Genomic DNA, 21586 nt, shown 5'->3' with positions numbered 1-21586 from the left:
TGGATCTAACAGTCCCCCATGATATACGTATGTAAAAAGGCATTGCGGAACTTTCCTTGGGGATCATAGTGATGAAGAAGTTGTTGGAAATCAGGCAGCTTCTGATAAAGCTCCGCTAACCGTGCAGGCGGCATGGTAAACAGCTTCCCCCAATGGGGGCGAGCATGGAAGGGTTCGAGTTGCTTTTCGATGAGCGGCAATACATGCCGAACGGCCTCCCAATCCGGTTTCCACGTAAAATGGAACGCTACGGACTTTTGCCCATAACAAGGGCTCATCCACAAATCATCCTCGGCAATCGTACGTACCTCGGAAACAAAGAGAAGCGGCGAAATATGTTCACGTATTCGGTCAAGCGCACACAGCGCCTCATAAGCATCCGCACGTGATACGAAATACTCACTCTGCAGCTCCTCGCCAGCACTCGGAGTGAAATCCATGCGAAAATGCGCTAATCGTTCGTGCCACGGACCGGGAACGCCCAATTGTTGGCTGCAATTCTCCCCTGTATAGCCTGGTACCGGGTGTCGAGGCACATCCGCTAACACTGCCCCATAAAATTCAGGCTCCGCCTGTAAGGCAGTTGTGTCTACAGTGGTATCTGTTAGTTTCCGTTTAACCCAGACTTGATTGAAGGACGCGTTCGTCCAATCCGCGAATAGGCTCACACTATAGGCGCTGGAGAAAATATCATCAAAATGCGTTTCCAATTGCGCGAGTGGCAGATTATCATATACATGCTGCGTCATTTGAAAGGCTGGAACGAGATCTAAGGTGAGTTTTGTCACGATGCCTAAACCACCAAGTCCAACAACGGCGCCGGCGAAATCTCCCCCCTGATCATCACGAGAGAGCACGACCACATCGCCATCCGCTTTGACCATTTCTAACGAGTGAACGATCGTAGCCAAATTGCCATTCGCATCACCCGAACCATGTGTTGCTGTTGCAATAGCACCTGCAATCGTAATGTGTGGCAGTGATGCCAAATTATGAATCGCATATCCGTAGCCATTCAGATATTGGCAAAGCTCACCATACCGGATGCCTGCTTCCACGGTGTCTCTATGGTTCACAGGGTCAATGGCGATGACTTGATTCAGTTTCTCCAGCGAAATCAGTTTCTCCGTGGAATCAGCAATGCCATTAAAAGAGTGACGCGTGCCAAGCACCTTGATTTGACGGCTGTGGGCTACGATTTCTTGAATTTCTTCCACACTTGCAGGAACATGAAGTTCCGAGGCACTAAACGTGTAGTTGCCAGCCCAGTTTCGAAGGTTTTTCACATCTTCACACTCCTATGCTAGTCTATTCTTGAGGTAAGATCGATAGTTATCCCCTGTAATTATATCACCAACATCCCATAGCATGTTAACCGAAAGCGCACAAAAGGCCATCCTTCAAGTCATTGACCGACTCGAGGGACAGCCTTCACATTCCCATCCACTAACCTTTTACCCATTCACCGGCCGTTTCTGCCAGAACACCTGCGATTTCTTCATATACGAGTCGCCCCTGGCTCCAAGTTGCAAGTACTTTACAGCCAAGCTTTCTACCCACATAGGGACTATGCTTATGCTTATACCATAAATCAGCAGCCTTCAGTTCATACCCCTTCGTGAGAGATACCATGACGAGATCGGCATCTGCACCTATTCGAATCTCCCCTTTGCGGGGGAGGAGCCCGAATCTTTGAGCTGGCGCATAAGAAAGTAATCGACTTAAATGAGGAAGCGGGATGCCACGCTTTACATAACCTTCATCCAGCAACACTTCCAGCGAGCTCTGAGCACCTGAGATCCCGCCCCAGGCTTCGAAATAATCCAGTGATTCCTTCAATTCCCCAGGACACGGCGAATGATCCGAAGAAATCATATCAATCCAGCCCAGACGCAAGGCCTCCCATAATTTCTCCCGCTCAGCTTCACTTCGAAGTGGTGGTGCACATTTGGCCGTGGGACCCATCCGCTCCAAATCCTCGTCGGTCAGCGCTAAATAATGCGGACACGTTTCTAGCGTTACATCCATGCCGCGTCGTTTGGCCTCCACAATTTGCTGTACCGCCGCCTCAGAGCTTATATGCACGAAATGAAGCGCACACCCTGTCTGCTCCGCATAAAATAGCGCGCGATTCACCGCCTCTAGCTCGGCGATGATGGGGCGGGATGCGCTGTAATCCGCTGCCGCCACTTCTCCGGCCGCTTGCTTCTCCCGCGTTAACCGTGAAACGATCGCTTCACTCTCCGCGTGAAGGGCCAGCACGCGATTCATGCGTGCAATTCGCTTCATCCCTTCCCACAAGGTGAGGTCATCGACCTCACGGAACGCCTCCTCACCCGGATCCCCCGGTGCGGACATGAATGCCTTAAAACCGATAACGCCCGCTTCGTTCAGCGCTTCCAAATCATCTAAATGCCCTGGGACAAGCCCGCCCCACAGCGCATAATCCACATGCGAGTATCCGCTCGCAGCGGCCAGCTTCATCTTCAAAGCCGCCACCGTCACCGTCGGTGGAACGCCATTCAGCGGCATATCGAAGTAAGTCGTGCACCCTCCCGCAGCTAAAGCAGCCGACCCAGAGGCGAAGCCTTCCCAATCTCCAAGTCCAGGCTCATTTAAGTGAACATGTACATCGATCATTCCCGCCATAATGATGTTTCCAGATGCATCGATCTCCTGCTCCGCTTCTAACAGGAGACCTTCCTGCACATGGGTAATCCGACCATACTTAATCCCTATATCCAAAAAACGGACCTCATCCAGACCGACAACGGAACCGTTTCGTATAATCAAATCGAGTCGTTCGCTCATTCTCTTCACCTCGGCTAACCATGTTTGAACAGCAGCAGGGCCGAAACACGTATGCCTCGGCCCTGCGAATAACGTTATTTCAATTCCACTTTGATCAGCGCAGGATCTACAGCTTTCAATAGGCTTAAATCATGGTAGGAAATTGCCGTTGGAATGGTTTTAATATTACCTACAGCTTTCAAATATTCACCAACCGCAGCGCCATTACTACCATTTACGTACGTATCATTCACTTCCATTGAATACACATTTCGGCTCATAATTTGCGTTAATTCTTCTACACTTAGATGAAGCTCAGGAGCTAGGATTTTAATCGCGTCATCACGGTTACTATTAATGTAATTCGTTGCTTTTTCAAGTCCAGCCAGAATCGCTTTAATCGTATTCGGGTTTTTCTTAATATACTCATCAGAAACCTGCATCGTCGTATGAACACTCATCCAGTTCACATCGCCTTTTTTATCTGGCAAATCACTCTTCGTTCCACTGAATAAGAACTTCCCGCCGCCTTGAATCGCTTTGGTGATGAAGGGCTCCCAGCATGCTAGGGCATCAATATCGCCTTTTTGCAGAGCTACGACCGCATCACTTGGTGCGATGTTCACGTATTTAATTTTGGTCACATCTACGCCAAGCTCTTTCCCCATATTATCAATGGCAATTTTCACGTCAGCGCCGTTCGGGATCCCGATGGTTTTACCTTCGAGGTCTTTGGCCGACTTCAGCACCAAATTTTTAGAACCAACAACAGCTTGCGTTCCAGCAATTTGAGCAAGAGGGGCTACAATTTTAACCGGTACATTGGAGGATTTTAGAATAATATCCATGAAGTTCGTTTGAATGGACAGGGGTGCGCTGCCGCCGGCAACCATCGGTCCAATATCGGGTCCACTTTCGATGAGCTGAGAGGTCACGTTGAGTCCTGCTTCTTTGAAGTAGCCGAGCTTATCTGCAATGATTTGCTGCGAGGAGATTTGTGCATCGCGTACACCGACTAAGGTCACGTCCTTCGTTTCAGGAACTGCAGCCGCTGGTGTTGCTGCTGTGGTCGCTGCTGCGACAGGTGCCGTGGTTGCCGTTGCAGCCACAGATGCTGCTGGTGTCGTCGTGCTCGTCGATGCTTCTTTGGAACTACATGCTGTCACGACCATAGCTGCTGCGATCAAAACCAAGAATGATTGAGCCCATATCCGTTTGTTTTTCATGTGTTTCCCTCCACTAATCTCTCTATTTGTTTGAATTTAAAAACTGCTACTTCTCAACTGCATCTCTAATCCCGCCTTTACGCCAAGCGAGGACCCTCCTCTCCACCAATTTCACTAAAAATGAGAACAAGCTGTATGATAAGCCAATTAAAATAATGGCCACAAACATGTTGGAAATTTTAAAATAGTTCCGTGCATCCACGATGATATAGCCAAGCCCTGACCTCGCTCCCATCATCTCGGAAACAATTAGCGCAGAGAACGACAACCCCAGGCTGACTCGCGCGCCAACAATGAAATTCGGAATCGCCGAAGGGATCATCACGCGGGTAAAAATCTGCCTTTCCGAAGCGCCAAGACTCAGCGCGGAACGAATGAGTGTTGAAGGGACCGATTTGAAGCCGTCAACGGTATACACCAAAACAGGAACGAAAGTGGTCCATGCGATCAGCAGCACCTTCGGGAATTCGCCAATCCCGAACCAGATGATAAACAGTGGGAGCAGCGCTAAAGCCGGAATCGGACTAACCAGATTGAGTATCGGTGACATCCATCGCTCAAAGGTTCGAAATTTACTCATCAGAATGCCGAACACCACCGCAATGAGACACCCAATGATGAAACCAAGAGCGATCCGGATTGAGCTGGAAACTAAGCTTTCCACGATAATACCTGTCTTGGCCAGATCCCAAGCGTCTGAAACAATCACAGATGGCGGCGGTAAAAAGAGGGGATTAAACCAAGCAACCTTCTCATTTAACTGAGAAAAAGCTTCCCATACCACGAAGAATGTGATGAACGGCATGAGATTCCATCTCACGAACCAGCTTTCCTTGCCTGCAACGCGTTTCAGTCGAGGTTTAACACCTTTCGCCCCTGCTAACATTAACTCGCTATCACTAACCACAGTTACCGATGGTTCACTCATCAGATCGCCTCCTCGATGTCATCTTCCATGAGAATTCGCTCGATGTTATGCATCGCTTCACTGAACCCTGGGGATTCAAACGTTCGCGGATGCTCAATCTTGATCGAGAACGTCTCCGCTATCTCGCCATCCTTCATCACTACAACCCGATCGGCCAAATACACAGCTTCACTAATACTATGGGTGACAAAAAGGATCGTCGGCTTCAGCTTCGCACAGATGCGCCTAAGCTCCCTTCGCATCATATCTCGGGTTAGAATATCTAGCGCCCCAAAAGGTTCATCCATCAAGAGGATTTCAGGTGAACTGGCTAACGCCCGCGCGATGCCGACCCGCTGTTTCATACCGCCGGATAATTCAGCTGGGTAATGATTTGCATAATTGTCTAACCCAACAAGCTGTAGAAACTCCCTGCCAATTTCTTTGGCTCGCGCTTTCGGCAAACCCTGTACATCCGGTCCAAAGGAGATGTTCTCCAGCACGGTGTACCATGGAAATAGTGCATGATCTTGAAAAACCATCCCCCGCGATTTCGATGGTCCCTTAACGGGCTCCCCATCTACCGTGATTTCTCCCTCATCGGGAAGCAAGTAGCCAGCAACCATGTTCAATAACGTTGATTTCCCACAACCGCTATGCCCTAGGATGCAAATAAACTCATGTGAAAACACAGTCAAATCCACCGATTTCAGCACCGTACGATCTCCGTAGCTTTTCCCTACCCCTTTTACTGTTAGCTGCATGCCCTCTTCCCCCTTCTTCTACTCAACGTTTCCATCAATCAATACCCGTTGTATGCAATGTAAGCGTGAATCACACACAAGGTTGTATACAATCTTCCGTATAAAAAAAGCTACCTTCTGAGAGGAGCATGGCTGCGCGATTTAAAAATATCCGTAAGTGATTGTGTCTTCGCCTCATGTTCTTCAAAATCCAAAGAAGCTTCGATTTCTCTCAGATGTTCGACCATAAAGTTTTCAGCATCATCGACATTCCCGTCACGAAGAGCTGTTAAAATTTGTTCATGATCATGACAATATCGATTCTTCTTCATCCCGTAAAAGGCGATAATCACATACGTGAGCGACACCAATTCTTCTAGGTAGCGATAATAGTAATAATTGCCGGCGATCTCAGCAATCCGCAAATGAAAGTCGCCTGTTATCCGCAACGCCCCCAACAAATCCCCTTGATGATGTGCTTCATGTTCATCGTCGAGCATTATTGCCAGCTGGCTAAATTGTTCCTCTGTCAGCTTGCTGCTTGCCTTACGAATCGCGGCCGCTTCAATCACTCGGCGCATTTCAAACACTTCCTTCGCTTCATGAGCGGATGGACAGGCAACGAACGTTCCTTTATAGGGAATGACCGTAACTAATTTCTCGCTCGCCAATCGGCGCAGCACATTACGCACCGGGGTTCGACTGACTCCGAAGGACTCAGCCAGCACTTCCTCCACGAGCTGCATGTTCGGGCGAAGTTTTTGCTCAATGATCGCGTCTTTAATCGCGGTGTACATCTCAAGTTCATTCGCTTGTAGCATAGGCACCGTTCTCCAATCACCATGGTGTGAGGTAAGATTTACCATGATCGTAATGAAAAATGGGCATAGCGTCAATATACATAACATCATTTTGGTTGTATTTTAGGATAACAGACAAGAATTAGGCTTTTATTTGTGCTTTCTAATAAAACATTTGAGGAATTTGAGTAAATTCATATATTTAATGTTAGATTATATGACATAATTTTCACTTAAACTTTTTTTACACCATAGCAAAATGGCATGCATCAACGAACAAAGAAATCATAGCCTCATATAGTAAAGAAGGATGGTTATATCGTTATTGGGAATGTTAGTCAAAGGAGCGCAACCTGCAAATAAGTGGTTAAATCATCCAACTAAAAGGAGCTGATCCGATGAGTATCAAACCGAAAATAGCTGCAATTAGCGTCCCTTTTGATCTTGGGGCAGGTCGTCGTGGCGCAAGCCATGGACCTAAGGCCATTTTGGATGCAGGATTACTTCAAGCATTAGGACAAATGGATTACACGGTCGATCATGTTGCTGATATTCGTCTCGCAGACGATACGGCGGCTCCCTTAGATGCGCAAGTGGATGCAACGAATCTGAATTACTTTGCTGAAGTCATTGAAATCAACACCCGACTTGCCGAGCAAGTCGCACAAGTCGTGAGTCAAGATTATTTCCCACTCATTCTAGGTGGCGATCATAGCATTGCAATCGGCACATTAGCCGGATTATCCAGTCATTATCATCATTTAGGGGTCATCTGGATTGATGCTCATTCTGACTTAAATTCAGCCGATACAAGCCCTTCAGGAAACATTCATGGGATGTCGCTTGCGGTCAGCCTCGGGATTGGGCACCCGATGCTCACGGCTATCATGGGGAATAAACCGAAGGTGAAGCCGGAGAATATTGTGCTCATTGGCGCAAGATCATTAGATGAGGGTGAGAAGAAGCTGATCCGTTCACTCGGGATCAAATGTTTTACCATGTACGATATTGATCGCAAGGGTATGGCTCAAGTGATGCAAGAAGCCATCGATTATATACAAATACGGACCGATGGTGTGCATTTAAGCTATGATGTGGACTCCGTGGATCCCATTGAAGCACCGGGAACAGGCACCACTGTTAAAGGTGGACTTCAGTTCCGCGAAGCTCATCTCGCTGTGGAAATGCTGCACGAAGCTGGCATCGTCACCTCTGCCGAGTTCGTCGAAGTGAATCCCCTTCTGGATGACAGCAATAAGACTTCACAGCTGGCCGTCAGTCTGATCAGCTCTTTCTTCGGTGAGCAAATCTTATAATCACGCGGTTAGGGGATGTGTCTTCTACCGGCAGGACTGAAAAAAGGGTGCCCCTCGCCATTACATGGCTGGGACACCTTTTATGTTTTTCACTTAATCCATTGGCCGCAGCAGTCGGTCACCTGCAATGCCTGGTGTGGTCATTTGGATCGGATCCAAGATTTCTTCAATCTCGTCGGACGTGAGCAGACCTCGTTCCAGAATCAATTCTTTCAACGTTAATCCTGTGCGCACAGCTTCCTTCACTAATTGCGCGGCTACTTCATAGCCAAGATGCGGATTCAGCGCTGTGACGATGCCGAAGCTCATCTCAACGTAATTTTTACAGCGCTCACGGTCCGCTTCCAAGCCTTCTATGGCGAAACGCTCGAATACGCTGGCTGCATTACGCAATATTTTCAGAGACTGCAAGAGGTTGAAGGCTAGAACGGGCCCCATAACGTTAAGCTCGAACTGACCCGCTTCACAGGCAAGGCAGATCGTATGATCATTCCCGATCACTTGAAACGCCACCTGATTCACCACTTCAGGCATAACCGGATTTACTTTCCCCGGCATAATCGACGACCCTGGCTGTCTAGGTGGCAGCTTCAGCTCGCCTAAGCCAGCACGGGGGCCAGAAGCCATCATGCGGATGTCATTACAGATTTTCGATAAATTCACGGCACATACTTTCAGTGAAGCGGAAAGCTCCGTGTAAGCGTCCATATTCTGAGTGCCATCCACGAGGTGCTCGGCTAATTCGATCGGAATAGCGACTTCGCCTTTCAAATGGAACATCACGCGCTCCACATATTCGGGCTTCGCATTGAGCCCCGTGCCTACAGCAGTCGCGCCCATGTTTACGATTAGAAGGCCCTTCGATGCCTGCTTAATACGATTAACATCACGCTGCAGTACCCGTGCATAGGCACCGAACTCCTGTCCCATTCGGATAGGGACGGCATCTTGAAGATGGGTTCGGCCCATTTTGATCACATCATCAAACTCAATTTCTTTCCGGGCAAATGCGGTTTGCAAGGAAATCAGTGCCTCTAATAATTGCTCCGACAGCCGATAGGCAGCAATTTTGATCGCGGTGGGGATGACATCATTCGTAGACTGCGACATATTGACGTGATTATTCGGGTTGCAATGAAAATAATTACCTTTTTCCTCCCCGAGCAGCTCTAACGTGCGATTAGCCAACACTTCATTCATATTCATATTTATAGAGGTCCCTGCGCCGCCTTGTATCGAATCTACAATGAACTCTTCGATAAGCTGGCCTTCACGCACTTCTTCAGCAGCTTTGACTAATGATTCTCCTATCTTCTTGGGCAACATATGCGTATCCATATTCGCAAGTGCGGCAGCACGCTTAACTTCAGCCAAAGCTGTAATCAATTCGGCATGGATTTTAACGCCTGTAATAGGGAAATTTTCGATGGCTCGCATCGTTTGAATGCCATAATAAGCTTGAGCAGGTACTTGCTTTTCACCGATAAAATCTTTCTCAATGCGATACGTCATTCTGTTCACCGATCCTTTTTCATCCGAATTCTTACTCACACGAGGCATGGTTATTTTCCGCTGAAAGTCCGGCACTATTCGTACAGTGGTCAATTAAATTATGCGCCGCTTGACTCCTATTATATGCGAAGCCTGTCATCCTTCGCTAATCTAAGAATACAATGGATTACATCCTCATTTCAAAGGTCTAATTTTCTGGGAGGAATCGCCTATGCCAACCAAAAGCTCCTACGTTATCGAACAAACTGAGAAATATGGCGCTCGTAATTACAACCCCTTACCGCTCGTTATTTCGAAAGCAGAAGGCGTATGGGTTGAAGATCCAGAAGGCAATCGGTATATCGACATGTTAAGTGCTTATTCCGCACTCAATCAAGGGCATCGCCATCCGCATATTATTCAAGCATTACTAGACCAATCAGCAAAAGTCACGTTAACGTCGAGAGCTTTTCACAGTGAACTGCTTGGCTTATTCTATGAAAAGTTAGCGAGCTATACAGGGAAGCCGATGATTCTCCCGATGAATACAGGGGCCGAAGCGGTGGAAACAGCCATTAAAGCAGTACGGCGCTGGGCTTATGACGTGAAAGGCGTTCCCGCAGACCAGGCAGAAATCATCGTCTGCGAAGGAAATTTCCATGGTCGCACCGTGACCATCACGTCTTTCTCCTCGTCGCCGGAGTATCAACGCGGCTTCGGGCCTTTTACGCCGGGCTTCCGCATCATCCCCTACGGGGATGTGGAGGCGCTTCGCGGGGCCATCGGGCCGAACACAGCCGCTTTCCTCGTGGAGCCGATACAGGGCGAAGCCGGGATCGTGATCCCGCAGGATGGCTATCTGCGGGCGTGCTATGAGCTTTGCCAAGCGAATCAGGTGTTGTTCGTGGCGGACGAAATCCAGACGGGATTCGGCCGCACGGGCCGCCGCTTTGCCAGCGACTGGGAAGGCGTCACGCCGAACCTGTACGTGCTCGGCAAAGCCCTCGGCGGCGGTGTGTTCCCGATCTCGGCCGTAGCCGGCGATCGGGAGGTTCTTGAGGTGTTCGAGCCGGGCTCTCACGGCTCGACGTTCGGCGGAAATCCGCTCGGCTGCGCCGTCGGGATCGCCGCTCTTGAGGTGCTCGAGTCTGAGAAGCTCGCAGAGCGCTCGGATGAGCTTGGGGCTTATTTCCTGAAGAAGCTTCAGGAAATACAGTCGCCGCGGATCAGAGAGATTCGCGGCCGCGGACTGTTTATCGGTATTGAGCTTACCGTTGCTGCGCGCCCTTTCTGTGAGGCGTTGAAGGAAAAAGGCTTGCTCTGCAAGGAGACCCATGAGCATATTATTCGTCTTGCGCCACCTCTGACTATAACGAAAGAAGAGTTAGATTGGGCTTGGCAGCATTTATTCGATGTGTTGAATGAAACGACGACATAACGACAAATAAGCAGATTTCGCCCTCTGAAGTGACGACGCTAAGCGAAAAGATGCAAATCTGCATCTTTTCCCACCATATTTATCCTTTACCTAACATTCCGCTAAAAAAGGAGGGTTCGCAGGCATTCTTCATGAAACGAACCTTTTACCGGAATAAAGATGTATATTTGCAGTTTTGTGCTCGGATTGAGTCGGATCGGATTTTTCATTGGACACTAGTAGAGGCCAAATCGATTAGCTCCTTTGTTCCTGGCTATTAAAAAAACAAAGCCATCTCTTAGGTCTGTTTAGACCTTTAGAGACAGCCTTGTCTGAGTGAGCACTTGCCGAATAGGGAATCCTCGTGTGCTTATTGATCAGAAATCATGATAATACGTGCGATAAGCCCACGGCGTGTGCGTATGAGTCGCATGAGGTGCCAGTTTGAGCGCATACTTGCATGATAAGCAATCCTAACGTGCCTATTGCTTCTGATCTCAAGATTATTCGTACGATAAGACCACTGCGGGTGCTTCTTGGTCAAAAGAAGTTTGCTGCTCTAAATTAAAATGAAACACACTCGTCTTCACTATTCCCTTACAAACACAAGCTCCCCAAAATGCTGAGGTATATGAAAATTTACAGCACCTGTCGGCGACCACGCCCAGTAGTGGCGGACCCCATCGCGGTCATCATCGATCCGGTACACATTCCAATGCCACACCGTACCATGCGTAGGAACTTCAGCATTATCGAGATCAGCAAATGGAATCCGCACCTCATACACGCGCGATCCTTCATCTGTCCCATCTGTGACCACAGCTTGAAAACCATTTGCGATCCAAGATGTATCGACATCTTTATTCCCATCCAGCTTGTTGTTGATCTTCGCATCGAACAAAACACCTCGCGGACTCACCTCAAACTCATAATAGGTAGTACCTCCACCTTGGGTATCGATGAATACCTCGACAACGTCCTCGTTATATAGTGGCTCATCGCGCTGGGTCATTGTGGACACCACATGGTCATCTTCGCATTCGTAGCGAATGTGCAGACTGTCTTCCGTCCAGTAAGCTCTAAACCGTGTTGCCAGTCGTGGCTGTTCACCTGTAACTACGTCTAACATTCCCTCTACTTGCGCTTCAGCCCAATTCACTTGATTGCCTTTATCTATGTACCTACACACATACTTCATTCGATCTCAAGCTCCCCCACGTGTTTGGTTCATTAATTCTTATATCTTATATTAATATCATCCAGGTTAGAAAGGAAACTTGAAATTTGATCACGTGCTTCTGATTTCACATCTTTCAACCACGATGCTTCCAAACGTTCTACCGCTTCAATGCGTAAATCCTCATATTTGCCCTTCGCCTTCTCTGTTTCACCCGCCCGATTGGACGTGTACATGAAGAGCGAAATCCCCGCGAGTAACATCCCGCATAGGAGCTTATTGGATATCAATAAATCCAAGATAACGAGAGCATTCCCTCCAGATCGTACAAGCACATCACGATACAGCATATAAATGACGCCTAGCAAAATAGCCGCGGTCACAATAGATAAATAGGGCTGCCTCATCTTGAGTTTGTCCCATTTTTTCTTCCTATCCTGCAACTCTCTCAACATCACTTCTGTATCTTCACTTACATTGATATTAGGTCCAAACACAGCATCTCCCCCTCTTTACCATGCTATGCTTGTCTACGCCCATTCTTTCCATAAAAAAAAGACCAAGCACATCACTCTTCACGCTTCGCCGAAGATGCACCTGGTCTACCATCCTATTAGAAATAACAATAATTTCGATTAGAAACGTTTTTTACCTACTAAAAACTTTTTATTTCCTTTTTTAGCCGCTACTGGAACGTGCTTGTAGCTGCGAACCATTTGCGTTTTACAAAGCGGGCATGTCGGTAAAGCTTCCGTTACGAATTCTTTGCGAACCCAAGCTTTACACTCAGTTCCTTTACATTTCCAAATCTCAATCTGTTCAACTTCTGGCTTCTGTTCTTCCGTTACAATACTCGTTGTTGTAGACATTTCAATTATGAACTCCCTGCTTCTTATATTAGACTACTTATTATTATACAGATCGAATCGAATATCAAGTCTTTCCCGTATTCAAATGTATTTACCAATGGTAGAATAGACGAAGCGATTGCAATTTAGACACAAAATACAAAGGCAGGAATATCGCATGACCACTTTACTACGTGAATGGAAGCTACAATTTGAGGGCTACAGCCGCAATATTAAGCTATTCTTCTGGTTTAATTTTGTATGGAACCTGGGAATTAGCATGTTTGGTCTGGTATACAATCTCTATGTTCGAAGCTTGGGCTATAATCAAACGACTGTCGGCAGCATGGTGGGCATGACGTCCCTCGCCGCGGCGATCATTCTGATCCCAGCCGGTATTATGAACGATCGCTTCGGTCCGAAGCGCGTCATTTCTTTTGGCCTTATTTTTACCATTGCCGCATTAACCGCACGTTCTCTCATTGAAGTGGAGCATGGCATGCTCATTGCAGCCTTCCTAGGCGGGATGGCTTTAGCCGTCGTTTCGGCGACGATCCTCCCCTTTATGGCAAATAACTCAACTCCGCAGCAACGTGTTCATCTGTTCAGCCTGAATATGGCGCTCGTGATGCTGGCGAATGTTATCGGAATTGCCCTTGGCGGTATGCTCTGCGATTTCATCCAATTCATGCTCGGTGTTGATGAGATTCATAGCTTGCGGTACACCTTGCTGATTGGTGTAGCGATTGCAGCACTGGGTGTCATCCCGATGTCTTTATTCGAAAAGAGTGATCAAGAAGCCGCGCCACGCCGTGACTCCTTGAACTGGAAGCTCACATGGCGTGAGCATAAAACGTCGATTCAAGTCATCAGCATTTTCTGTTTGCTCGGCTTGCTTTCCGCGCTCGGCGGCGGGATGATTGTTCCGTACCTCAACGTCTATTTCGAGGACCGCTTTGAAGCGTCGAAATCCGCGATCGGAATTGTCGTCGCACTAGGACAAGCTGCCACCGGGGTAGCTTTTCTGATCGGACCGATGATTGCCAAACGTTTTGGCGAAGTAAAGTCCGTTGTGTATTTGCAGCTTAGCTCCATTCCCTTCCTGCTTATAACGGCATTTTCGGCTAACTTTTATTTATCGTCCGGCGGTTATTTATTCCGTCAGGCACTCATGAATGCCGCTAATCCTTTCTACAACTCGATCAAAATGAGTTATGTCCATCGCTCGCTTCGCGGGCTTGCCTCAAGCTCAGGTGAAGCTGTATTCAACCTCGGTTGGTTTATCGCTTCTCCGATCAGTACAGGCCTTGTTTTCCGATACGGCAGTTATTTCGGATATGCTTACGCTTTTTGTATAACAGCAGTTGTGTATTCGGTTATTTCCTTCTTATTTTATTTCTTTTTTGGCAAGCAACGTTTTAAAACGCTTGAATAATCTCACAAAAAATAGGTTCTTTCCATCGTTGACGTAGGCGAAGGAAAGGACCTACAATAGAATGAGAGCGCATTCATAAGAACTTCTGTCGGTTGAGATGGACATTCGAATGCGAGGAGGAGCACTGCCTATGCGGAAAAAAATCATTTTTAATGGACAAAGTATCGTCTTAACGTGGTTGATCTCCTATATTGTCGTCCTCCTTTTACCTGTGGCCATCGGCCTATTATTGTATGTAGAGTCCAATCGTACGCTCAAAGAAGAAATTCAACAAGCGAATGACTCCTTACTCAAGCAGGTTCGCGAAGTCATGGACAACCAGTTCAAAGCGATGGAACAGCTAAACTTCGAAATCACCTGGAATGTGAACGTGCAAGAGCTGCTCTTTTCCAATAAATATGAGACTTATCCGAAGGATTACCCTTATGATGCTTATCAAATCACGAAGAACTTATCCCTGTACAAAACCTCCTATCCATTGATTGACTCTTTCTACATCTATTTGAATAAAGATCAGTCGGTGCTTCTTCCTACTACCGTTCGTTCGATCAATTTCGCTTATCAAACGTTGCACATGAGCAATGAATTTTCTTTCGCTTCTTGGCAATCCATTATGACCCGCACCAATTTCAAAGGATTTATCCCGATGTACCGCATTGGTGATGATAATGCGCTTCGCAAAACCGTAGCTTATGTCAGTACATATCCTGCCGAACACGGGCAGCCACTGGCTACCAACGTCATTATGGTCGATCAGTCCCGCATTCTCGGCGCCATTCAGAACATGGAAATTTTCAATAAAGGGCATGTTCTTATCCTCAATGAACAGAACCAAGTGCTCGCGGCATCCAATTCATCCACTACACTGCCTACTGATTTCCCTTATGCCAGTTTAGAGGGCGCTACCAACTTTTATTTCAAAAGCAACGACGGAGAGAAATATGAAGTATTTAATATCGAATCGCCGCGCTCCAAATTAAAATACATCTCGATCATGCCGAGCACTACGTATTGGCAAAAAGCGTCTCATGTTCGGAATCTCACTTATTTAAGTATGTTGATCAGCCTCTTAGGCGGAGGATTACTAACTGTTATTTTCTTAAGAAGGAACTATAATCCTGTTCGCCGTCTCGTTCATGCCTTTTCCAAAAAGCAATCGCCTCAATCCGGGGCGCGCTATAATGAATTCAATTTCATTCAGGAAGCATTGGATAGCACGTTAATTGAGATGGCTGATTTCAAAAGCAAGGTGGAGCAGCATCGGCATATTGTCCGATCTCATTTTGTAGAAAAGCTGTTAAAAGGCAAGCTCGATGGCAAAATCCCGATCGCCGAAGCGTTAACTACCTTCGATATGAAGCTCGACCGCAAAGAGTTTGCTGTTATGCTTTTTGTGATCGATCAGAGTGAATCCTTCTTCGAGCGCATCACCCACATGCCGGAAGAAGAGAAATGGAAGCTACTCCAATTCATCGTCAGTAATGTGGTTGAGGAACTGGTCGCTCAGCAGCACCGCGGATATGTCGCCGAAATCGATGATACACTCGCTTGTCTAGTGAATCTCACGATGGAGAATGGCGCTGGCTCCAAAGAGGAATTGATTCGGATTGCCGATGAAGCCCAAACGTTCCTTGCCACCACGTATGACATTCACCTGACTATTGCCATAAGCAACATTTATGATCATATTTCCTGTGTTCCGCAAGCCTTCTTAGAAGCTTTGGATGCGATAACCTACAAGCTTGTTATGGGCGGTCATGAAATTCTAGCCTACACGGATCTCCAGCCGAATACCCATTGTGATAATCCGACAGGCTATTATTATCCGATGGGCGTCGAACAGCAGCTGCTGAATGCCCTCAAGTTCGGTGAACTTACGGAAGCGAAGCAGATTCTAAATGAGATTGTGCAGAAAAATTTTGTAGAGACGAGTATTTCGGTTTCCATTACCAAATGCCTCATCACAGGCTTGATTTCAACCATTATGAAAAGTCTCAATGATACGGGCGGCCTGCAGGAAAGCTTCTTCATCCGCAATCCGAAGCAGTTGGATCGGTTGCTGAATAGTAAAACCGTGTCAGACATCGAATTGCAGCTCAGTGAGATGCTTACACAAGTATGTGCGTTCACAGCTGCCAAGCGGCAGCATGCCAATTCGCTGACGAAACAGAAAGCGTTGCAACAGCTTGTTGAACAGGTGAATACATTTATTGAGCATAATTACACGGACGCGAATTTGAACGTATCCATGATCGGCTCCCATTTCGACCGTAAAGCGACGTATCTCTCTAAGCTTTTCAAAGATTATGTAGGCGAAGGGTTATTGGATCGCATCAACAAAGTACGGATAGAGAAGTCCAAACAGCTGCTTGTAGGAAAAGAACATACGGTTGGCGATGCAGCCTACGGGGTTGGCTTCAATGACATTAACGCTTTCATCCGCGTATTTAAGAAGGTCGAGGGTATTACACCAGGGAAATATAAGGAATTACTTGAAAAATAAATAGGCGGGGGCGGCGAAATAGCTGCCCTTTTTGTTATCCTTTCGCTCATTTTATCGATGTAAATACGTGAGAAAAACTTCTATCGAAGTCCTTCGAGGATGTGCGACCGCGTTTTATAGGTAGTTTTTATCGCCAATTATCAAGACGTTTTCGGGAACCGAAAAGTTATACTTTCTAATGTGGTAAAAAAACGTTAAATTGGCTTTTTTCATGAAAGGATTGGATATTTTGTAGAGTATTTTCGTGATTATCGAGAAGCCATTGGAGTTTTTCAAGATACCCAAAATGTAAGCGTTACCATATAGTAAAGGCATAGCACAGGCAACCAACAACAGTGACTTCCGATGCCTGGTTTTCAAGTAGATACCACCGATTTCCGTACTGCTTACGATGCCAGTTTTTTTGGCGAAAAACTTTGAGGAGGTCAACACATGAAAAGAAACAGCAAAAAAATGTTCACCATGTTGGTAACCACATCTTTAATGGGAAGTTTAGTTGTAGCTTGTTCTTCTAATTCATCCACATCCACGAACAGCCCAAGCCCGGCGGCTTCTGCGGGTACAACAACGACAACAACTCCGAGTGGAGCAACTGCTGCTACATATCCGCTTAAATCGGACAAAACCCTAACTTACTGGGGTGAGCTGCCCGGCAACGTAACTGGGGTCAAAGCAACACATGCCGATATCCCCTTCTTTCAAAATTGGCAAAAGGTCACAGGTGTTCCTCTCAAATTCACAGCACCACCGACGAACCAAACTACACAATCACTGAACGTTTTGTTAGCAACTGGCGATCTGCCTGATATGATCGAATATAACTGGCAAGGGGATTTCCCTGGCGGTCCTGAGAAAGCCATTAAAGACGGATATATCTTAAAATTAAATGATACGATCGATAAATTTGCTCCGAATTTGAAGAAGTATTTGAAAGAGCATCCCGATGTAGATAAACAAGTTAAAACAGATAACGGCAGCTACTATGTGTTCCCTTTCATCCGCGGCGACGATTATCTGCGCGTCTATCAAGGACCGATCATTCGGAAGGATTGGTTGGATGATCTTGGCCTTCCAGTTCCACAAACCATCGATGATTGGTACACAACACTCAAGGCATTCAAAGAGAAAAAAGGCGCAACAGCCGCATTCTCCGTCGTCAGTGTGCCTAGACCTTTCCAAGAATCAGGCAACGGTGCCTTCGCTGAAGCTTTCAATGTCGTTCGTGATTTCTACATCGACGATAGCGGCGCCATTAAATTCGGTCCCGCTGAGAAAGGCTTCAAAGACTATCTCGCAACCTTCCACAAATGGTATGCAGAAGGCTTAATTGATAAAAACTTCGCAACAGCCGACGGCAAAGCTTTGGATGCCAACATGGCTTCAGGTGCAACGGGCGTAACTGTAGCGAATGCTGGCGGCGGTATCGGCAAATGGCAGCCGCTCATTACAGCTAAAGATCCTAAAGGCGTGCTCATTGGCGCTCCATATCCTGTTCTTAAGAAAGGCGACGTGCCGTTCTACGGTCAGAAAGACCCTGCGAATGCACCAGGCGGATCAGTAGCGATTACGGCTTCTTCCAAAAATATTGAAACTGCAGCGAAGCTGCTCGATTATGGTTACTCCGATGCAGGTCACATGTTCTTCAACTTCGGAACAGAAGGTACTTCCTACAAAATGGAGAACAACTATCCGAAATACACTGATTTAGTCATGAACAACCCGGATAAACTAGCTCCTGCACAAGCCCTATCCCTCTATATCCGCGGTAACTACAATGGTCCGTTCGTCCAAGACAAACGTTACATTGAACAATATTTAGCGATGCAAACACAGCGTGATGCCGTAACCACTTGGTCCAAAACCAACGTAGATAAACACAAATTGCCGCCAATTACAGCAACACCAGAAGAAAGTACAGAGCTTGCGAAAATCATGACAGATCTGAACACGCTCGTGGATGAAATGACGCTCAAAATCATCTTAGGGACAGAGCCTGTTGATAGCTTTGACAAGTATGTAGAGAAATTCAACTCTGTGAAATTAAGCCGCGCGATCGAAATTAAGAAAGCATCGTTGGATCGTTACAACAAGAGATAATAGGTACCAAGGGGCGGGGAGCTGCTTAGCTCTCCCCCCACGCTTTTAATTTCTGCGGCGAAAGGAGAGTTATTATGCGTAAACCAGCGGCGGTTAGCTTTCCTGTACGCTTTAAACGCGATTTTCTGTTAAATAAATACCTTTACCTCATGATGGTTCCCGTATTGGCTTACTACTTTACTTTCCACTACGCGCCGATGTATGGAGCCTTAATTGCTTTTAAAGAGTACACCCCGATCAAAGGGATTCTCGGGAGCCCCTGGATTGGCTTTCAGAATTTCCATGATTTCTTTACCAGTTACTACTTCTGGCGGATTCTGAAAAATACGGTCATCATTTCTCTTTATTCCCTTTGTTTTGAATTTCCTGCCCCTATTATCCTGGCGATTCTGATTAATGAACTAACGAATAAGAAATTCCAACGTTTTGTGCAAACGGTTACGTATATGCCCTACTTTATTTCACTTATCGTCATCGCCGGAATGATTAAGGATTTCACGAATAATGGCGGCTTAGTGAATACGTTACTGACCTACTTTGGCGCGAATGATACAGCAATGCTCCAGAAGCCTGAGCTGTTTCGAACCATATATATTTTATCGGAAATTTGGCAAAAAATTGGCTGGGAATCGATCATTTATCTAGCTGCGCTTATGAGTATCGATCAGGAGCAGTATGAAGCTGCCCGCATGGATGGGGCCACCCGACTGAAATCGATTTGGCATATCACCCTGCCAGGCATTCTACCAACTATCTCAATCATGTTCATTCTTCGAATGGGTAATCTACTCAATGTCGGATTCGAGAAAATCATCCTGCTCTACAACCCAAGCACCTACGATACCGCCGATGTTATCTCATCCTTCGTTTATCGCAAAGGTTTGCTCGAATTCGGATGGAGCTTCTCCTCTGCTGTAGGCCTCTTCAATTCGGTGATCAATCTTGCTCTGCTTGTAACAGCCAATAGAATTAGTAAACGAATCAGTGAAAACAGCTTATGGTAGGAAGGAGGAACTAGGATGAAAATCAACTTTTCAGACAGAGTGTTCATCACCATTAACCATGTTCTATTACTGCTATTAGTCGTGTTAACCTTGTATCCACTCATCTATGTTGCCTTCTCTTCCATCAGCGACGGCGCTCAACTGCTTACCCATAAAGGCTTCTTATATCGACCGCTTGGCTTCAGCTTGGAAGCTTACAAGAGTGTCTTCCACAATCCCGCAATTCTAAAAGGCTATCGCAATACCTTATTTATCCTCGTTTTTGGCGTTGCCACGAACTTAATCGTCACAGCCTTAGGCGCTTATGTGCTTTCTAGAAGAAATGTCATGTGGAACAAGGTCTTCATGTTCATCGTCGTGCTCACCATGTTCTTCAGCGGTGGCCTTATCCCGATGTATCTCGTCGTGAAAGGGGTCGGATTAATCGACTCCTTGTGGGCAACAATTTTACCATTCGCGGTGAATACGTTCAATTTAATTATTATGCGTACGGCCTTTATGGCGGTTCCTGAAAGCCTGGAAGAATCCGCCAAGATCGACGGTGCCAACCATTTCCACATCCTTTTCAAAATCGTTATTCCGCTGTCTATGCCTGTCATTGCCGTTATGATCTTGTACTATGCCGTTGAGAAATGGAATGGCTGGTTCTACGCCTCCATCTTCCTGAAGAACCGAGATTTGTATCCGTTGCAGCTCACCCTCAGGGAAATCTTAATTGCGAACAATACGGATGCCATGTCTGCCGGAGCGAATGCGGCCGATCAGTTCCAGCTTGGAGAAACAATCAAATATGCCACCATCATGGTAGCCTCTGTGCCGATTCTAGTTCTCTATCCTTTTGTTCAAAAGTACTTCGTAAAAGGCGTCATGATTGGTGCTGTCAAAGGGTAAAAGATAGGCGTCGTCTCCTCCATCACGGAGGGACGACGTTTTCAGTTATTCGGACAAAATAATTTCCTCCGATAGGCTTACGCAGAGACTCCCTTTCAACTTGGCCATACATTATAGAACAGAGTCTCTTTTCCATTCGTCAGGAGGAATCATCATGCATCTAGATCTAGGCTGTGGCGATCATAAACATATAAACTTCTTTGGTATTGATAAGGTGGACGCTCCTGGTGTTGATTTGCTATGTGACATAGACAGTGGTATTCCACTGCCCGACAACACTGTTGAATTTGTGATGGCGAGTCGCAGTCTGCCGTATGTGACTGATCTTCCAGCGGTCTTATCAGACATCTATCGCATCTGCAGTCACAAAGCCATCGTATGTGTGCTGGCACCGTACGCGCACCATTTTCGGCATGTGTCTAACCCGTACTTGAAGCATAAATTTGATGAATATACCCCGCGTTATTTCACCAATTCGTTTCTTCAACCGCCAGGCGGCCAGGTCTGTCCCCCAGTCCCCGACTACAACAATGAGAAGGTACCCTATGATTTCCGCCTGATCCGTATGGAATTTTTTTACGAACCGCCCTATTCCACTACGTTGTACGAGCAAGATGAATTGGATATGTTACAGTATGTTCAACCGAATCTAATTAGCGAAATTATGTATCATTTTGTTGTGTTGAAACAAGAGATTCCAGTTAAGGAATGGCATCGGATCTGCCATCAATCTTATTTTGAGCCAGACCGAGTCTCCTCACTGCGACTTCAAACGCCTTTACCAGAAGTTCCCGCTGAATCCACTGTTCCTGACGATACGACAACAAACAACAGTCCCCTGCCAACCCCCGAAAAATCAAAAGTGACGCCTAAGAAGAAACCAAAATCATCCCGCTAATTTTTTTCCCTGTAAATGATCATGTTTTCGAATTAAGCTCATA

18 protein-coding genes are annotated in these 21586 nt (G+C 46.6%); 8 read left to right on the top strand and 10 right to left on the bottom strand.

From position 1 onward, the window contains the following. Positions 1–5 precede the first annotated feature (5 nt). From A8709_RS22805 to A8709_RS22780, 6 genes are all read right to left on the bottom strand, one after another. On the bottom strand, positions 6–1286 hold the full coding sequence (locus A8709_RS22805; protein WP_065855478.1) for an FAD-binding protein: 1281 nt from the start codon (positions 1284–1286) through the stop codon (positions 6–8). Positions 1287–1446: 160 nt separating this feature from the next. Beyond that, entirely contained in the window at positions 1447–2811 is a 1365-nt protein-coding gene (locus A8709_RS22800; protein WP_065855476.1) for an allantoinase, read from the bottom strand. Positions 2812–2885: 74 nt separating this feature from the next. Beyond that, positions 2886–4016 (bottom strand): ABC transporter substrate-binding protein, encoded by a 1131-nt coding sequence (locus tag A8709_RS22795; protein ID WP_065855474.1) that lies wholly within the window; start codon positions 4014–4016, stop codon positions 2886–2888. Positions 4017–4062: 46 nt separating this feature from the next. After that, positions 4063–4902, bottom strand: a complete 840-nt coding sequence (locus A8709_RS22790; RefSeq protein WP_065857283.1) for an ABC transporter permease — start codon at positions 4900–4902, stop codon at positions 4063–4065. Between the two features lie 41 nt (positions 4903–4943). Further along, the gene (locus tag A8709_RS22785; RefSeq protein WP_065855472.1) at positions 4944–5687 is read right to left on the bottom strand and encodes an ABC transporter ATP-binding protein; all 744 of its coding nucleotides are present in this window, start codon (positions 5685–5687) and stop codon (positions 4944–4946) included. Positions 5688–5797: 110 nt separating this feature from the next. Next, on the bottom strand, positions 5798–6487 hold the full coding sequence (locus A8709_RS22780) for a GntR family transcriptional regulator (protein ID WP_065855470.1): 690 nt from the start codon (positions 6485–6487) through the stop codon (positions 5798–5800). Between the two features lie 383 nt (positions 6488–6870). Here A8709_RS22780 and rocF point away from each other — a divergent pair, with 383 nt between their 5' ends. After that, positions 6871–7782, top strand: a complete 912-nt coding sequence (gene rocF, locus A8709_RS22775; protein ID WP_425262353.1) for an arginase — start codon at positions 6871–6873, stop codon at positions 7780–7782. A 93-nt stretch (positions 7783–7875) separates the two neighbouring features. Here rocF and A8709_RS22770 read toward each other — a convergent pair whose 3' ends face one another. Continuing rightward, the gene (locus A8709_RS22770) at positions 7876–9303 is read right to left on the bottom strand and encodes an aspartate ammonia-lyase (protein ID WP_065857280.1); all 1428 of its coding nucleotides are present in this window, start codon (positions 9301–9303) and stop codon (positions 7876–7878) included. A 202-nt stretch (positions 9304–9505) separates the two neighbouring features. Here A8709_RS22770 and A8709_RS22765 point away from each other — a divergent pair, with 202 nt between their 5' ends. Beyond that, positions 9506–10711: an ornithine--oxo-acid transaminase gene (locus A8709_RS22765; protein WP_065855466.1), complete on the top strand. Its 1206-nt coding sequence runs from the start codon at positions 9506–9508 to the stop codon at positions 10709–10711. A 568-nt stretch (positions 10712–11279) separates the two neighbouring features. Here A8709_RS22765 and A8709_RS22760 read toward each other — a convergent pair. The 3 genes from A8709_RS22760 to A8709_RS22750 form a co-directional block, all read right to left on the bottom strand. Then, positions 11280–11888: a carbohydrate-binding family 9-like protein gene (locus tag A8709_RS22760; protein WP_065855464.1), complete on the bottom strand. Its 609-nt coding sequence runs from the start codon at positions 11886–11888 to the stop codon at positions 11280–11282. Between the two features lie 32 nt (positions 11889–11920). After that, positions 11921–12364, bottom strand: a complete 444-nt coding sequence (locus A8709_RS22755; RefSeq protein WP_065855462.1) for a DUF2663 family protein — start codon at positions 12362–12364, stop codon at positions 11921–11923. A gap of 138 nt (positions 12365–12502) precedes the next feature. After that, entirely contained in the window at positions 12503–12736 is a 234-nt protein-coding gene (locus A8709_RS22750; protein WP_065855460.1) for a cold-inducible protein YdjO-related protein, read from the bottom strand. A 157-nt stretch (positions 12737–12893) separates the two neighbouring features. Between A8709_RS22750 and A8709_RS22745 the strand changes: the two genes are divergently transcribed. The 6 genes from A8709_RS22745 to A8709_RS22715 all read left to right on the top strand — a co-directional run bounded on the left by A8709_RS22745 (position 12894) and on the right by A8709_RS22715 (position 21543). Next, entirely contained in the window at positions 12894–14150 is a 1257-nt protein-coding gene (locus A8709_RS22745; protein WP_065855457.1) for an MFS transporter, read from the top strand. Between the two features lie 130 nt (positions 14151–14280). Continuing rightward, on the top strand, positions 14281–16653 hold the full coding sequence (locus A8709_RS22740) for a helix-turn-helix domain-containing protein (protein ID WP_065855454.1): 2373 nt from the start codon (positions 14281–14283) through the stop codon (positions 16651–16653). Between the two features lie 432 nt (positions 16654–17085). Then, positions 17086–18750 (top strand): type 2 periplasmic-binding domain-containing protein, encoded by a 1665-nt coding sequence (locus tag A8709_RS22730; RefSeq protein ID WP_065855450.1) that lies wholly within the window; start codon positions 17086–17088, stop codon positions 18748–18750. 74 nt (positions 18751–18824) lie between these two features. Then, positions 18825–19754, top strand: coding sequence for an ABC transporter permease (locus A8709_RS22725; RefSeq protein WP_065855448.1), 930 nt, complete (start codon positions 18825–18827; stop codon positions 19752–19754). A 15-nt stretch (positions 19755–19769) separates the two neighbouring features. Next, a complete protein-coding gene (locus A8709_RS22720) occupies positions 19770–20645 on the top strand; it encodes a carbohydrate ABC transporter permease (RefSeq protein ID WP_065855446.1) in 876 nt (291 codons plus the stop codon). Between the two features lie 154 nt (positions 20646–20799). Continuing rightward, a complete protein-coding gene (locus tag A8709_RS22715; RefSeq protein ID WP_065855444.1) occupies positions 20800–21543 on the top strand; it encodes a class I SAM-dependent methyltransferase in 744 nt (247 codons plus the stop codon). Positions 21544–21586: the final 43 nt, after the last annotated feature.

Source organism: Paenibacillus pectinilyticus, from assembly GCF_001700435.1.
In the GTDB taxonomy this organism is placed as follows: domain Bacteria; phylum Bacillota; class Bacilli; order Paenibacillales; family NBRC-103111; genus Paenibacillus_E; species Paenibacillus_E pectinilyticus.
The sequence above is the reverse complement of the archived record's forward strand: the minus strand, read 5'-3'. Positions and strand labels throughout refer to the sequence as shown.